Source organism: Aggregatibacter valvarum, assembly GCF_980468985.1.
In genome coordinates this window covers 1734248-1750332 of sequence record NZ_OZ413141.1, presented here as the reverse complement: position 1 = coordinate 1750332, position 16085 = coordinate 1734248, and the positions used below count along the sequence as shown (strand labels likewise).

Below are 16085 nucleotides of genomic sequence, written 5' to 3'. Positions count from 1 at the left end.
AGGACGACAATTCATCATTAGAATGCGCTTAATGTTAAGCGCATTTTTTATCGCCGATTTTGACGTTTTTCAATGAAAAACAGTGAAATGCGTAAATCATCGTAACGTAAACAAATAAAGATTGTGTTTAATTTAATTAGCAGATAAATTACCTGCTTTTTTGCGGGCAAAATGCGCCCATCACTTTCACAAAACGAGGATAGTCTATGTTAAGCGTTGATACCCCATCTCAGGCGATGCCACCGAGTAAACCGAAGTTCTATCAAAGCTTATACGTGCAAGTTATTATTGCGATTATTATCGGTATTTTATTAGGGAATTTTTTCCCTGATTTCGGTGCCGGTTTAAAACCGTTAGGTGAAGCATTTATTAAGTTGATTAAAATGATTATCGCACCGGTGATTTTTCTGACTGTTGTTACCGGTATTGCCGGTATGAACGACATGAAGGCGGTTGGGCGGGTTGCCGGAAAGGCGATGCTGTATTTTGTGACCTTTTCGACATTGGCGCTTGTGATTGGAATGGTTGTGGCTAATATTATTGAACCCGGCGCAGGATTAAATATTGATCCGGCGTCGTTAACTTCCGAAAAAGTGTCAGAATACGTTGCGAAAGCGCAGGATAGCACGCTAACGGCTTTCTTAATGAACATCATTCCTACCACCGTATTAAGCCCATTAGTAGAGGGTAATATTCTGCAAGTCTTGTTTATTTCCGTGTTGTTTGGGGTAGCATTGGCTTCGGTGGGCGACAAAGCACAGCCTATTACGGAACTCCTACGACTGGCGACAGCGCCGATGTTTAAGGTGGTGTCAATTTTGATGAAAGTCGCCCCTTTAGGCGCATTGGGCGCGATGGCGTTCACCGTGGGAAAATACGGGTTAAGTTCCATTAGCCATTTGATGCTTTTAATTGTGACGTTTTACATTACGTCCTTGTTATTTATTATTTTTATCTTAGGCGCGGTCGCACGTTATAACGGTTTCTCTATTTTGAAAATGGTGCGCTATATTAAGCAAGAATTGTGGTTAGTCTTAGGAACGTCCTCCTCAGAAGCCGCGTTACCGACCTTAATGCAAAAAATGGAGGCGGCCGGTTGTAAAAAATCGGTGGTGGGATTAGTGGTGCCGACCGGTTATTCTTTTAATTTGGACGGTACAAATATCTATATGACAATGGCCGCATTATTTATTGCGCAAGCCACCAATACGGATCTTTCCATTAGCGAGCAATTTACCTTGTTGTTTGTTGCGATGTTAAGTTCAAAAGGCGCTGCCGGTGTAACCGGTGCCGGTTTTATTACATTAGCCGCCACACTTTCCGTGGTTCCGGGGCTGCCGGTTGAGGGCATGGCGTTAATTTTGGGGATTGATCGTTTTATGTCCGAATGCCGTGCGCTAACGAATTTGGTGGGTAACGCCTGTGCGACCATTGTTGTGGCGCGCTGGGAAAATGCCTTGGATAAAGAAAAATTAGCGTTAGCGATGAACGGTAAATAATATGAAGCGATGGTGCGGTTGCTTACTTGGATTGATGGGATTAACGGTGGCGATCATTTGCGCATTACCGTGGTGGATCACGCCAAAACAAGTCGAAACATGGGTTAACCGCTTTCTCGCACCAGATTATGCCTTGCAACTGCCTGAACGATGGCATTTACACCTCACCGGTTTGCAACTGCCCGAACTGGATATTCGGGCAGGGCAATGTACTTTGGCGACATTCAGTGATGTGCGCCTTCATTGGTGGGAGCTTCGTCAACTTGACGTGGCGCATGCCGGGGTGGATTATGACTGCCTCAATCGGTTGCCTTCCTCTGATGAGACAAAAACATCGCCAAATTTGACCGCACTTTTTTCCGTTCTCCCGTCTGTAGAGGTAAATGTTCAGCATTTTCGATTGGAGAATAGCCAGGCACTGGATATACCACCTAGGCTACGTGCGCTGTTGGATGCTGATATTGCAGCAACCGCAAATTATGACGGTCATCGTTTGCAATTAACTGCCAATGCGAAGACTCATGATGATCATGTGATTTTACATCATCAATCGACGCTCGCTCGCCTAAACCATTCGTTCCAATGGCAGGGACAAACCGATTACCAACCGCTTAACGGACAAACCTATCATTTGCATTTTTCTACTCAGTTACAAGAGGAATTGTCTCAATTACCGCAGCAAGGCGAACTACGCGTGGATTGGCAAAATGCCGATTTTAGTGTGAACAAAGGCGCGCTTCAATTGAGCTGGAACGGTGAGAAAGGACAAATCAACGCACAGGATTTAAGCCGTGATAAACCCTTATTAGACGTGCCTTTTACGTTTACTGCCGATGGTTTAGCCATTAACTGGGGAACATTTTATTGGACGTTTGACGGTTATCAGCCGATCAAAGGCTTCTTCGGTTTAGCCTTACGTAAACCGCAAGAGGGTTGGTTACCCTTGGAAACCGATGTGGATGTGATCGTGCAAACCTTTGGTGAACTCGGCAAAGGCGAAATTGTGATATCGGGTAAAAAAGGTGAAATTGGTGGCGGTGCGGATAAAAACCAACTGAACTTTGATCTCAAAACGCGTGGTGACTTACGCTATAACAACACCGTGGCACAAACCAATTTAGACTACCATATTAGCGGTGTTTTTGAGGCACCTACACTGCTGTTCCGCCCCGGTTCCGTGTTCAAAATGGATAACGTACAACCTGATACCAAAATCCATGCACGCCTGCCGTTGGATAACATACAAGTGGGACGTTATGGTTTAGAGGGGCGTCTGCAAGCCACTTTACAAGGATTCACCCCACAGTTTAAGCAGTTAAATTTAAAGCTTGATGGACAGGCGCATGAGTTTATTGCCGGAATTAAAACCGTGTTTGATTTGCGTGATGAAAAGCAAAATTTACGCGCAGCAGAAATGCGTGCAGCGAACCGTTGGGATTGGACGATTGACGGTGAGGCGCACTGGACCTCTTTGAATACGCCGGTGAACATAAAAGGTGTGGGCTTTTGGGAAGCTGATCATATTGAATTAAATCAACTTTCTGCCCATTCCGGCAATGTGCATACCAGTGGAGTGAAAATGGCACCTTTGACATTGGAATTGAAAGATCGCCTACGTTGGGATTATGAAGCAGCGCATCTTCGCGGGCTACTCCAGGCCCAAACGGAGTGGATTGAATTTGCGTATGGCGGACGCTTTGTTCGTCCGGTATTTGGTGTGGGGATTGATGGGAAAAGTATCGATAATTTCAATTTGGCAGGGGATTTAAAAGCCGGTGCGCTTGGCCCGATTGACGTTACCGCCCGTTATGAAAATCAGGCACTAAATGGCAACATTCGCTGGCAAGAGCAATCGGCGAAAGTGTTCCAATCCTTATTCCCACAACAATGGTCATGGATTATTCGCCATGGCAGCATTCAAGGGGGCAGTGATTTTGTGATTAACGAGGATGGCGTGGCGTTACAGGGCGAATTTAATTTGCGCAATGTTGGGATTACCTTCCCCGATGGAGAAATTCAAGCATTAACGATTCGTTTTCCAATAAATTATCAAAAACTTGCCCTGCGAACCGCACGCACAAAACCGATTCAGGTCGCAGCGAAAAATATCCGCGTGGGTGCGCTTGCCATACGTGAAGCGGCTTTTGATGTATTTGGTACTTACCCTAACTCCGCCAAGCAACCACTAACTTTGCAAAAAGTGAAGGTCGGCGTGTTTGACGGTTTGCTTAGCGTGCCCAGTTTGAGTTTCCCGCAACGCAAAATAGCCGTGCTACGTTTTGACAACATTGATTTGGCGCAAGTGATGGAATTAGCACAATATAACCAAGTGAGCGTCAGCGGACGGGTTAATGCCTCCTTGCCGTTCTGGTTAGGGCATAATGCCTGTTTAATTTGTAACGGACGTCTTGAACAAGCCGGAAAATTGAAGATTAAACTTCACGATAATATGGTGAGTAGTTTGAAAAAAGGCGGTTTAACAGAACGTATGTTGGTGGATTTATTAAAAGAAATGGAATTGGAAAAATCTCACGCTAATTTGAATTTGACACCTGACGGAAACATGACATTGCGTGCCACAATTACGGGGCTCAATCCAACCCGACGGCCTCATCATCCGATTACCTTGAATTACACCCATCAAGAGAATATGTTTGAGCTCTGGGATATGGTTGACTACGGCTCGCAATTTGAACAAAATTTACAATATCAACTTTATCGACACTTAGAACAATGAAAAAACATTTGAAAAAATCACCGCACTTTTGGAGCTTGCTTGCCGTTTCTCTCCTGCTTTCCGGTTGTAAACCGACCATTCAATTAGAAACCCCTAAAGAGGGCATCACCATTAATATGAATGTGGTGGTGGATCATAATATCAGCGTCAAAATGGATGAAAAAACTAAAGCGGCGACAGAGGCGGCTAAACGCAAGTCTAAATAAGACACCGCAAGGTATCATAAAAAACGGGGCTTTCAGCCCCGCTTTTTTTATTATAGCCAGGCAAAGTCTGGCTATAAAAACCATACGCTATGCGTATGGAGACAAATAGCTTAAGCGATGAACAGAAAAAAAATCCTCGCTATATAATGAACAAGGCTGACAACCAAAATTCAACATATAGGAGGATTATTTACCCCTCGTAGCGTGCATCTTGATGCACGACCGAATCACGCACGGAACGTTATTTAACCCTTTCGGGCATTCACGATTTCGTGCAACAAGTTGCACGCTACAATTCACTAAAATAGAGATATGAAAATAGACATTTCCGAGTGAAAGGATTTTTTGTCAGCATCGTGGGCTTAAATACAAAAGTTGTGAAGATCTATATAAGGAATCAAGAAAAAGAAGATATGGTTCAAGATAATTTATCAACGAAAGAACATATTGACCCCTTTAAGGGGTAGTCAAGGAAGTCATTAGACACGGTTGTCAGTTTTCACAAGCCCCTTGAGGGGCTTGTGAAGTATAGGCCCTTATAGGGGAGCCTAAAAACCGCACGTTTTACGTGCGGATTGTTATTTATAGCCAGCCAAAGTCTGGCTATAAAAACCATACGCTATGCGTATGGAGCCAAATAGCTTAAGTGATGAACAGAAAAAAATCCTCGCTATATAATGAACAAGGCTGACAACCAAAATTCAACATATAGGAAGATTATTTACCCCTCGTAGCGTGCAACTTGTTGCACGAATGATTAAAGCATTAACCTCGATGCGTAATTCACGATTTTGTGCGTAGCGTGCATCTTGATGCACGACCGAATCACGCACGGAACGTTATTTAACTCTTTCTGGCATTCACGATTTCGTGCAACAAGTTGCACGCTACAATTCACTAAAATAGAGATATGAAAATAAACACGGTTACCGGTTTTCACAAGCTCCTTGAGGGGCTTGTGAAGTATAGATCCTTATAGGGGAGCCTAAAAACCGCACGTTTTACGTGTGGATTGTTATTTTTACGCCATACCGTCAAGATCGGATTTATGGGTATTCAAACGCGCAAAGTAATCTTTGGTTTCTTCAATAATCACGTTTCGCAACCCAATTAAGGCGATTAAGTTAGGAATCGCCATCAAGCCGTTCACAATGTCCGCTAAAATCCAAATTAAGTTTAAATGAATAAACGAACCGCAGCCGACCAAAATAATAAAGGCTAAACGATAGAGCTTAATGCCTTTGATGCCGACTAAATACACAAAACAACGTTCACCGTAATAACACCAGCCTAGAATCGTGGTAAAGGCGAAGAACAATAAACCGACGGTGACAATGGTCGCGCCGATAGAGGAGCCTAACCCTTGTGAGAAAGCGTAGTTCGTCACCGCAGCGCCCGCCATGCCCGGTGCTTGCCATGCGCCGGTGAGTACTAATACGATCCCCGTCATGGTGCAGACGATGATGGTATCAAGGAATGTCCCTGTCATGGAAATTAGCCCTTGGCGCACCGGCTCTTTAGTTTGCGCGGCAGCAGCAGCGATGGGGGCGCTTCCCAAGCCGGATTCATTGGAGAAAATCCCCCTCGCCACACCTGATTGAATCGCTTTCATGACCGTGAAACCCAGCGCACCGCCCAATGCGGCTTCAGGGTTAAAGGCGCTACGTAAAATCAAGCCAAGTGCGGTCGGAATTTTATCTAAATTTAACACAATGATGATGACAGAGGTCGCCACATAAAATACCGCCATAAACGGCACGATGTAAGAGGACACCAACGCAATGCGTTTTACTCCGCCAAGAATGATGAGCCCAACAAGCAAGGTAATGATGGCGGCGGTGATTTCGATCGGCACGCTGAAGGTGTCGTTCATGGCTTGCGTAATCGCATTCACTTGCGGGAAAGTACCGATGCCGAAAAAAGCCACCAATACACCGAAGATGGCAAATAATTTGGCTAACCAGCCTAAGCCGAGACCGCGTTCGATGTAATACATCGGACCGCCCGCCATAAAGCCGTTTTTGTCACGCACGCGATATTTCACCGCCAATAAACATTCCGCATATTTGGTTGCCATGCCGAGCAATGCGACTAACCACATCCAGAAAATCGCACCCGGACCACCGGCTTGCACGGCGGTGGCAACGCCCACGATATTTCCCGTACCAATGGTAGCGGCAAGGGCGGTACACAAAGCCGCAAAAGAGGACACATCCCCTTTTTGCTGAAGACCGGAATCTCGCTTGAATAAATAACGCAATGCGCGCGGTAACTGTGTGATTTGAATAAAACCCAGCCGCAGCGTTAAATATAATCCCGTACCGGCTAATAAAATCAGGAGGGGAGGGCCCCAGACGAAAGTGTTGATTGCAGATAAAACGTCTTCTAATGACATTGGAAATTCCTCGTAAATAACCTGATTACAAGGAGGCGAAAAGAATTTTACGGATAGATAAAATAGAAAATAACACAATGAAATTGCGTTATACCCACCGAAATCTTCTGCCCCTGTCCTTTTGCCTGAGCGTTTGAAAAGCCTTGTTTTAAGGCTTCTTTGCGCCTTCGGCGTCCGTGAGTGCTAAATGTTGCACACGGATCTCTCCAAGGGTTCGTCCAGTAACAGTCCCTGCCATCGCGCCTGAAAGAGTTTACCTCGTCGGCGCAGGGTCAATTCCCCGCTCTCCAGCTACCTTCATCCGAACAATTTATGTTTGCACATAAAGTGCGGTGGATTTTAGCAAGATAATGTCAAAATCTCAATCTTACGGGTTATCCCGCTGCCATTTTTTTGCAATATAACTGCAACTTGGCACTAATTTCAGTTGATTTTCTTGAATAAAAGCGACCAACGCTTGATATAACTTATCCGCCACACCTTGTCCGCGCAAGGTTTCGGACACATAAGTATGATTGGCATTAATCGTTTTTTCATCGATAAAATAATAGGTTAACTCCGCAACGCGTTGTTGATCATCTAAAATAAAAAAGGCGCCTTGAGCGTGATTTTCTTCATGTTGAATTTGCATTAGTGTTTCACCCAATCACTGTCTTCATTGAATAAACCGTTTTCGGCAAAATCGGCGGTATCACAAGGAATCGCTTTTTCTTCCGCCGCCCATTCGCCCAAATCAATTAACTGGCAGCGTTTACTACAAAATGGTCGGTAGAGGCTTTGTTCCGACCATTCAACCTGTTTATGACAAATCGGGCAAGGTACGCTAAAGGTCTCGTCAGTCATTAAATTTCTCCGCAAGTTGTAAATAATGATGGTGCAAGTCTAACACTTTTCGCTTTAACTGTGGCAGGCTTTCGCTTAAATCCGCATCGTTATTGATGACATCATCGGCGTGTTGTAGACGTTCCGAGCGGCTGACTTGCGATTGCATGATATTTTTGATTAACGCCAATTGATTGTTATCGCGTTGACTTGCCCGCGTCAGTTGGGTTTGTTCGCTCACATCCACTACCAACACCCGTTGGCAAAGTGCGGTCAGTTTATTTTCTATTAATAGAGGCACCATAAAAATGCAATAAGGCGCACGTTGTTGTGCCAGTTGGTTAAGCATTTCGGTGCGAATGGCGGGGTGTAATAATTGATTCAGCCATTGCTTTTCGGTTTCGTGATTAAACACCTTTTCCCGCAAGGCGGCGCGATTGAGTTCGCCGTTTTCTAACAGCATTTCCGTGCCAAAGTGTGCCACGATTTGTTGTAACAAAGGCGAGCCTTTTTCTACTACCTGACGCGCCACGATATCGGCGTCAATAACCGGTACACCGAGTTCGGCGAATAATTTGGCGATGGTGCTTTTGCCGCTACCGATTCCCCCTGTGAGACCTACCACATAAGTCATATTGATTTCCTGAAAAGCCTATTGAGAATGGGCAGATCATACGAGCATAGTCTCAATTAAGCAACCGACAGAGTACGCCGGACAAGCAAAGAAACGGGCCGAAAGGAATGGCGGTTAAGTGACGTTGGTTTAGCTTGCCGTAAAGTGCATAAACCAAGCCCAAGAGGCAAGCAAGTAATAAAAAGGCGGGTAATTGCTCATAAGAGAAAAACGCGCCTAATCCCAAGGCAAGCCAGCAATCGCCACGCCCGAAGGCTTCTTGTTTGTAATACCCTTTGGCGCCGTAGTAGATAAGAGAAAAAACACCGAAAAAAATGACCGCACTTTGCAGGCTTTGTTCCAGTGTAAGGGGCGTAATTTGCCAATAGGCTGCGCCTAATCCGAGGGCAAACAGGTTTTGGCATAGGGCGGGAGAAATTAAGCGGTAATACCCATCCACCACCGAGATGGCGAATAATAAACTACAAAAACACGCCCAACATATTGCCGTGAAGATGTCTTCGTTTAGCCAATTGCAAAGGGCAAATAATAAGGCGAAAAAGAGGCAGTAATAAGGTTGGGAAATCTTGGTTTGAATGGGCGTCAATATGGATTTCTCCGGCGCAAAGTGCGGTGGATTTTCAGGGTAAATTTCAACATAGGCTGCATGAATTTCTTGACTTAAACGGAAGGCAAAGTGATGTACATAGCCATAAATCACGCGCCCAACAAACCAACCTGCCAATACAAATGCCACGCCTATCATTGCACCAACGCGCCCATATTGAAAATCGGCAAATACATCCCGAGCATAATTAAGCCGATCAGCCCACCGATAATGACCATCAACAGCGGCTCCAGCATTTGTGACAGCAGATCGATCTGATAGTCCAATTGTTGTTGATGATCGTTGGCAATAAATTGCAACATTTTAGGGAGCTGACCACTTTGTTCGCCCACCTGTAACATTTGTTGTGCCGCCAACGGAAAAATCTGGCTACTCACACTGGCGGAGAAGGCATAACCTTGTTGTAGCCAGTGTAAAATGGATTGCACTTCTTCGATTAACAGCCAATCGCCTTGCACGTTTGGCGATCTTTGCCAACTTGGATTTTGTGGTAAAAACGACTGCAAAGCCTGATTCAGCGGCACGCCCGCCTGTAACATTAAAAATAAACTGCGACTAAATCCCACCAAACGAGAAAGTTGCACGATACGATTTAGCACCGGTGTGGCATTGATGAATCGAATTTTTTGCCGATTAAACCAAGGGGAGTGTTTCAGGCGGGCGCGGATAAATAGGGTAATCAATGCCATAAAAATCAACAGATGCAGCCAATAATCCTGTAATCCTTGCGACAGTATAAGTAGCACCTGGGTGAAAGTTGGGAGTTGCGCGCTGCTATTGTCATACATCGCGGCGAATTGCGGCACGATAAACAGCAGTAAAAGTGCGGTTAAAATCAGTGATATGCCAAGCACTAACAGCGGGTAAAGCAGAATTTTTCGAATCTTGCGTTGCAACGCTAATGCCTGCTGTTTGTGTTGCGCGATTTCATGGCACACGGTGGGTAACTTGCCCGTCATTTCACCGACTCTAATCAATTGGCGATCTTGGTAGGTTAAATAAGTATGTTGTTTTCCTAAGTGTTGTTTTTCTAAGGCTTGGGAAAACGCCAAACCGCTTTCAATATCCTTTAAAAGTTGGCGCAACCAACCGTTTAGCGCAATATTGGTGCAATGTTGTAACAAAATTTGCAGACTATTTTTTAACGGAACCGCCGCTTGTAATAAGGTAGCCAACTGAGAAAGCAACGCACAAACTTCCGCGTTTTTCGGTTTACTGTTTAATTGCCAATTTTGTTGCAGCTTAATGTGTTGTAAACCGCGTGACATTAGCTGTTGTTGCGCTATCACGGAGCTTTCCGCCACGATAGTGCCTTTCTGCTTTTGCTGTAGACGGTTAACCCCGTGCCAGTTAAATAATTTCAGTTTACGCATTCGGTTGCCCCAATACCCGTTGTACTTCTGCTAAATCCGTCACTTGCGACTTCACTTTTTCTAATGCGCTGGCATATAAATTCTGAAAATCCAATTGATAACCTGAGGTTTGTGATACATCAGGCTGAAGGAATTGATAAACACCGATTCGACCTTGGTAGCCTTGATGACAATCGCAAAAACGCGTGGCATTTCCACCGCACTTTTGGCATCGTTTACGCACCAAGCGTTGGGCGATCACCAATAATAAACTGCTATCGATTTCGTGTTGTTGAATGCCAAGTTGTTGTAGGCGTGAGATAGCCGAGACGGCATCATTGGTATGTAACGTCGATAACACCAAATGCCCGGTTTGCGCCGCCCGCAAGGCCATGGCGGCACTTTCTTCGTCACGAATTTCACCCAGCATAATAATGTCGGGGTCTTGACGCAAAAAGGTGCGTAACAAACGACTGAAATCCAAGCCGATTTGAGGATTCACTTGAGTTTGGATAATGCCTGGCAATTGAATTTCAATGGGATCTTCTGCGGTCATAATGTGTTTCTCGGGAGTGTTGAGCCATTGTAATGCCGTATATAACGAAATACTTTTGCCACTTCCCGTGGGGCCGGTGACTAAAATCAGCCCTTGCGGTTGGCTGAGCGCATGACGAAAGGTGTGTTGCTGTTGTTCCGTCATGCCCAGTTCGCTAAAGGCCAGTTGCACGGGGCGATTTTGTTGTAAACGCAATACGGCTTTTTCACCAAAATGCGTCGCGAGCGTGGATAAGCGAAAATCCAAAATATCGGAAAATGTCGTTTTAAACTGAAACCGTCCGTCTTGCGGCAGGCGGGTTTCGCTGATGTCCAATTTTGCCAGTAATTTCAGACGGGAAATCAGTCGGTTGGCGAGCGCCTGCGCAATGGTGTTTTGCACTTGTAATACGCCGTCAATACGAAAGCGGACTTGTAAAAAATCCGCTTGCGGTTCTAAATGAATATCGGAGGCTTTTTTGGTGGTGGCGTTTTCAAAAATTTGATTAAGCAACTGAATCGTTGGCTCATCGGAGAATTGTTCTTGTTGCTCCTGAGGCGTGACGGAATAAAAGAGCGGTTGATTTTCATCGAGTTTTTCTTGATGTGGCACTAAATCCTGCAAGGCCTTTTTTAACACAGCAGGTTCAATGAGTACCGGCTCGATATTTTTCCCGGTTAAAAAGGAAAACGCTTCACAAGCGGCAAGGTTGGTTAAGGAATCCAACCCGAGCCATAATTTTTGTGGTTCTTCTTTTAATGGTAGCGCCAAATAACGCAAAAGAACGCTTTGCTGCTGTTGGTTTTGTTGCCATAACTCGGGCGTAATCGTAAAGAGGTCGCCTTGTTGGCTACGGATCGTATAGGAAGATTCCACCAAATGCTGCATTAAGCCACCGCTCCGTGATTATGAACAAAAACCTGCCGGGAAGATGTCAGCGTTAGTGCCACAAGAGGCCGTCCATGTTACGCCATTTGAGGTGCCGCCGGATGCCGTTAAGGTATAAGTGACATTGTCTAATGTGCTTTTTCCGACCACTGTGATGGCACCGTTTTTAACCGCCGTGGATTTGACATATTTTTGTGTGGTATTTGTGTTGTCGGGTTGAATGCCATTTTGTCCGCCACTACAACCTTCTGTTTTGCCGGTGTTATAAATGCACAACTCCACTTCAGCTCGAAGCGGCGCAGAGGCTTGCAATAGTTCGGAAACTGCCGCTTTTTTGGTGTAGTTTTGATAAGATGGAATGGCGATAGTAGCTAAAATTGCCACGATCGCGATAACGATCATTAATTCAATTAATGTAAACCCTTTTTTCATGGATTTCACGGAGAAAAATGCGGACTGACTTTTCATAAAACCTACCTTTGTAAAATAAAACTTGGGATTATTTTGTTTTGGTATTTTGTGATAAAGGAAGAAACACAGCGAAAGTTGACCGCACTTTTGTGGGATTCTGATCGCAAAAATAAGATTCATATGACAGAAAAAACACTCAAAATTGATAACGGCTGGTTGACCAATACGCGCAAAGTAATATCCCCCCATTTTGATCTGCGTCCTGATCCGCAAGATATTTCTTTATTGATTATTCATTACATCAGCCTGCCGCCGGAGCAGTTTGGTAGCAGTGATATTGATGATTTTTTTCAAGGCAAATTGGATCCCAATCGCCATCCTTATTTTACCGAGATCAGTACACTTCGGGTGTCGGCACATTGTTTGATTAATCGGGCAGGCGAGATAACCCAGTATGTGAATTTTAATGATCGCGCTTGGCACGCGGGCGTTTCCTGTTTTGAGGGACGGGAGAAATGTAATGATTTTGCCATCGGGATTGAATTGGAAGGAAGCAATGAGCAGCCGTTTACCACGCAACAATACGCGTCTTTACAGCGTTTAACACTGGAGATTATGCGGGTTTATCCGTTAATTACCAAAGAACGTATTGTCGGCCATTGTGATGTTTCCCCGGGGAGAAAAATCGATCCGGGACAATATTTTGATTGGACAAGATATTTACAGGCGCTTTAGTCTTACACAAGATTAGTATTGAACAATAAATAGACAGCAAAAAATGGCATTGATGTGGCATTTGTGAATAGAGACTGGTTTGTTGTTAATTTATTGATAAATAAAGATAAATTTAAAAATTTTTAAAGTGTAACTTCGGTTTTGAAATGTTATTTCGAGTTATTCCTTGGTGAAAACACAATTTTATCCACAGAAATACTGAATAACTCACAGGCGGCTGAATCACTGGCTGAACTTGGTGAAAATATGGGTGAACAGGGGAATTTTTTCGGTAGCATTGACGAAAAAAGCAACATGAATAGCGTCATGAGCGCATCATCCCATTGGACGCTAAAAATTTAATTAACAGCGACTATGACTAGGCAAAATCTAAGATCAGCAAAATTTAAACGCAGATTGTTTCCTGTTTTCACCAAGTTATCCACAAGGTTATTCAAGATGTAAAGCGGAATGTCGAACTAAGGTGAAAAAATCAAGGAATTTTTGACCGCACTTTATAACTTTTGAATCTATGGCATAGCCTTTATTTCTTTTTTAATGCTTGCACTCTCCTGTAGTATGTCAAAGGTGACATTATGTGATTTATGTAAGGAGTTTATTATGTCAGCATTTCCTATTCATACGATTGAAAGCGCGCCGGAAGCCGCGAAAGAGGCGTTAAAAGCCGTACAAAATGCCAATGGCTTTATTCCGAATTTGATTGGCGTGTTAGCCAATGCGCCGACGGCATTAGAAACCTATCGCACAGTGGGCGCGATTAATGGTCGTAATAGTTTAACGGCGGCAGAACGTGAAGTGGTTCAAATCACGGCGGCGGTGGTGAATGGTTGTGGCTTTTGCGTCGCCGGACATACTAAAATTGCGTTGAAAGTGTTGAAACTTGAAGAAACACTGGTGAATCAAATTCGCGCCACAGCACGCATTGAACAAGACGATAAGCTTGATGCACTGGCGCGCTTTACCTTGGCGGTGATTTTACAAAAAGCAAAACTCACAGCCGCGCAACAACAAGCATTTTATGCGGCAGGTTATACCCAAGAAAACGCCATTGATGTCGTGTTAGGGGTAAGTCTGGCAACATTGTGTAACTATGTGAATAACCTTGCGGATACGCCAATTAATCCGGAATTACAAGCCTTTGCGTAATTTTCTCCCTGCTAATGTGAGGGCAATCGGATGATTTGCCGTTAACCTTCGGTTTATTTTTATTTAAAGACTAAGCACTGTACTGCATTGTGCTTAGTCTTTTTTATTTTGTTTTCTCAGGCACTGAAATGAAATTGAAGCTATAATAGTGGTGAAAATAAACAAGGAATTTTTATGCGCTTAGATAAGTTTTTAGCGGAAACAACCGGTTTAACCCGTTCACAGGCGGCAAAAGTATTACGCCAAAGTGCGGTCACGATTAACGGTAAAATTGAAAAGAGCGGGGCGGCGAAAGTGAGCCCTGATGATGAAATTTATTATGATGGTGAGCGCTTGACGTGGGTAGAAAACGGGCAATACATTATGTTGCACAAACCACAAGGTTACATTTGCTCCCATGAAGATGGCGATCATCCGACGATTTATCAATTTTTTGATTATCCTTTATCTACCCGTTTGCACAGTGCCGGGCGGTTGGATGTGGATACCACAGGTTTGGTGCTGTTGACGGATGATGGACAGTGGTCTCACCGTATTACCTCACCGAAACACCATTACCCGAAAACCTATTTAGTGACCTTGGCAGATCCCGTTGAGGCGAACTATGCGCAGGCTTGTGCTGAGGGTATTTTATTGCGTGGGGAAAAGGAGTCGACCAAACCGGCTGAGTTAGAAATTTTGGATGATTACAATGTCAATTTGACGATCAGCGAGGGACGTTATCATCAAGTAAAGCGGATGTTTGCTGCATTAGGGAATAAAGTTGTCGGGTTGCATCGTTGGAAAATCGGTAATTTGGTGCTAGATGATGATTTAGGCGAAGGAGAATTTCGTCCTCTAACAGAGGAAGAAATCGCATACTTAGGTGGAGAATCCTAGTTTGAGTTCAAATAAAACAGTCAAAACGAATTTTATTTTTGTGGTGGCGTTGGGTATTTTGTCCATGTTGCCGCCATTGGGTGTGGATATGTACCTGCCGGCGTTTTTGAATATTGCGCAGGATTTACAGGTCACAAACGATCAGGTGCAACATACGCTAACCGCTTTTGCTTATGGTTTGGCGCTGGGGCAATTATTCTGGGGGCCGTTCGGTGACAGTTTCGGACGCAAGCCGATTATTTTGTTAGGCGTAACGGTTTCTGCGATAGCGGCATTGATTTTAACGCAAATCCATTCTATCGGAAATTTCACCGCACTTCGTTTTATGCAGGGCTTTTTTGGTGCGGCACCGGTGGTGTTGGTAGGCGCATTGTTGCGGGATTTGTTTGACAAGAATGCACTTTCCAAAATGATGTCGACGATTACGCTGGTGTTTATGATTGCGCCGTTGATCGCACCGGTTGTCGGCGGTTATATTGTCTATTTTTTCCATTGGCACGCCATTTTTTATGTGACCGCTTTCATGGGACTATTGAGTATTTTGCTGGTCTTTTTTGTGGTGCCGGAAACGCATCATAAAGAAAATCGGATTCCGTTACGCTTAAATATTATTGCCCGTAATTTTATGGCGTTATGGAAACAAAAACCGGTGTTGGGTTATATGTTCTCAACGTCCTTTGCCTTTGCCGGCTTATTTGCGTTTTTAACGGCAGGATCGATTGTGTATATCGGGATTTATGGCATCAAACCTGAAAATTTTGGTTATTTCTTTATGTTGAACATTGGCGTGATGACCTTTAGTTCATTCTTAAATGGGCGTTTAGTGGCTAAATGGGGGGCGGAGACCATGTTCCGCTTGGGGCTTGGGATACAAGGTTTGGCGGGCATCTGGTTGTTGCTTGTGGCGTTATTAGATTTGGGTTTTTGGTCAATGGCGCTGGGCGTAGCCGTGTTTGTGGGACAAAATCCATTGATTTCCTCTAATGCGATGGCCTCTATTTTAGAAAAATTCCCCAATTCGGCAGGATCGGCGAATTCTATGGTCGGGAGCGTACGGTTTGGCATTGGCGCCTGCATGGGATCTTTGGTGTCTTTATTGCCGACCAATTCGGCGGCGCCAATGTTATTCGCCATGGTGCTTTGTTCTGTGATTGCGGTCGTTTGCTACGTGACGTTAACGGTTAAACATCGGGAATAACCCACGAATTAACTCAGTTATATCAAGGGTTTCGCACATTA

Annotated in this window: 15 protein-coding genes, 1 pseudogene and 1 riboswitch; of the genes and pseudogenes, 8 read left to right on the top strand and 8 right to left on the bottom strand. The window is 44.4% G+C overall.

Annotated features, from left to right (window positions below; genetic code table 11):
* Positions 1–206: 206 nt before the first annotated feature.
* The 4 genes and pseudogenes from AC30SF_RS08270 to AC30SF_RS08255 all read left to right on the top strand — a co-directional run.
* Positions 207–1499: a dicarboxylate/amino acid:cation symporter gene (locus AC30SF_RS08270; protein WP_489608138.1), complete on the top strand. Its 1293-nt coding sequence runs from the start codon at positions 207–209 to the stop codon at positions 1497–1499.
* A 1-nt stretch (position 1500) separates the two neighbouring features.
* Positions 1501–4236, top strand: coding sequence for a YdbH family protein (locus tag AC30SF_RS08265; protein WP_489608137.1), 2736 nt, complete (start codon positions 1501–1503; stop codon positions 4234–4236).
* Positions 4233–4442 (top strand): YnbE family lipoprotein, encoded by a 210-nt coding sequence (locus tag AC30SF_RS08260; protein ID WP_021615833.1) that lies wholly within the window; start codon positions 4233–4235, stop codon positions 4440–4442. The genes AC30SF_RS08265 and AC30SF_RS08260 overlap by 4 nt, the downstream gene beginning before the upstream one ends.
* A gap of 308 nt (positions 4443–4750) precedes the next feature.
* A pseudogene (locus AC30SF_RS08255) lies at positions 4751–4909 on the top strand (IS200/IS605 family transposase); the annotation flags it as partial.
* Positions 4910–5463: 554 nt separating this feature from the next.
* Here the strand turns inward: AC30SF_RS08255 and AC30SF_RS08250 are convergent.
* From AC30SF_RS08250 to AC30SF_RS08215, 8 genes are all read right to left on the bottom strand, one after another.
* On the bottom strand, positions 5464–6837 hold the full coding sequence (locus tag AC30SF_RS08250) for an alanine/glycine:cation symporter family protein (RefSeq protein WP_376921767.1): 1374 nt from the start codon (positions 6835–6837) through the stop codon (positions 5464–5466).
* A gap of 103 nt (positions 6838–6940) precedes the next feature.
* Positions 6941–7057, bottom strand: a riboswitch (glycine riboswitch).
* Between the two features lie 147 nt (positions 7058–7204).
* Positions 7205–7468, bottom strand: coding sequence for a GNAT family N-acetyltransferase (locus AC30SF_RS08245; protein ID WP_489608136.1), 264 nt, complete (start codon positions 7466–7468; stop codon positions 7205–7207).
* Positions 7468–7680 carry a DNA gyrase inhibitor YacG gene (gene yacG, locus AC30SF_RS08240; RefSeq protein WP_295976744.1) on the bottom strand — a complete coding sequence of 71 codons (213 nt, stop codon included), beginning with the start codon at positions 7678–7680 and terminating at the stop codon, positions 7468–7470. Before yacG ends, AC30SF_RS08245 begins: the two co-directional genes overlap by 1 nt.
* Complete coding sequence (gene coaE, locus AC30SF_RS08235; RefSeq protein ID WP_489608135.1) at positions 7673–8293, bottom strand: dephospho-CoA kinase; 621 nt, start codon at positions 8291–8293, stop codon at positions 7673–7675. The genes yacG and coaE overlap by 8 nt, the downstream gene beginning before the upstream one ends.
* A 52-nt stretch (positions 8294–8345) precedes the next feature.
* Positions 8346–9038, bottom strand: a complete 693-nt coding sequence (locus AC30SF_RS08230; RefSeq protein ID WP_489608134.1) for a prepilin peptidase — start codon at positions 9036–9038, stop codon at positions 8346–8348.
* Positions 9035–10273 (bottom strand): type II secretion system F family protein, encoded by a 1239-nt coding sequence (locus AC30SF_RS08225; protein WP_489608133.1) that lies wholly within the window; start codon positions 10271–10273, stop codon positions 9035–9037. The genes AC30SF_RS08230 and AC30SF_RS08225 overlap by 4 nt, the downstream gene beginning before the upstream one ends.
* Entirely contained in the window at positions 10266–11675 is a 1410-nt protein-coding gene (locus AC30SF_RS08220; protein ID WP_489608132.1) for a GspE/PulE family protein, read from the bottom strand. The genes AC30SF_RS08225 and AC30SF_RS08220 overlap by 8 nt, the downstream gene beginning before the upstream one ends.
* Positions 11676–11693: 18 nt before the next feature.
* Positions 11694–12143, bottom strand: coding sequence for a pilin (locus tag AC30SF_RS08215; RefSeq protein ID WP_489608131.1), 450 nt, complete (start codon positions 12141–12143; stop codon positions 11694–11696).
* Between the two features lie 123 nt (positions 12144–12266).
* Here AC30SF_RS08215 and ampD point away from each other — a divergent pair, with 123 nt between their 5' ends.
* The 4 genes from ampD (at position 12267) to AC30SF_RS08195 (ending at position 16044) form a co-directional block, all read left to right on the top strand.
* Entirely contained in the window at positions 12267–12821 is a 555-nt protein-coding gene (gene ampD / locus AC30SF_RS08210) for a 1,6-anhydro-N-acetylmuramyl-L-alanine amidase AmpD (protein WP_489608130.1), read from the top strand.
* A gap of 600 nt (positions 12822–13421) precedes the next feature.
* The gene (locus AC30SF_RS08205; protein WP_033002478.1) at positions 13422–13967 is read left to right on the top strand and encodes a carboxymuconolactone decarboxylase family protein; all 546 of its coding nucleotides are present in this window, start codon (positions 13422–13424) and stop codon (positions 13965–13967) included.
* Between the two features lie 174 nt (positions 13968–14141).
* The gene (gene rsuA, locus AC30SF_RS08200) at positions 14142–14846 is read left to right on the top strand and encodes a 16S rRNA pseudouridine(516) synthase RsuA (RefSeq protein ID WP_489608129.1); all 705 of its coding nucleotides are present in this window, start codon (positions 14142–14144) and stop codon (positions 14844–14846) included.
* A gap of 1 nt (position 14847) precedes the next feature.
* Entirely contained in the window at positions 14848–16044 is a 1197-nt protein-coding gene (locus AC30SF_RS08195) for a Bcr/CflA family multidrug efflux MFS transporter (protein WP_489608128.1), read from the top strand.
* The last annotated feature ends 41 nt before the right edge of the window (positions 16045–16085 follow it).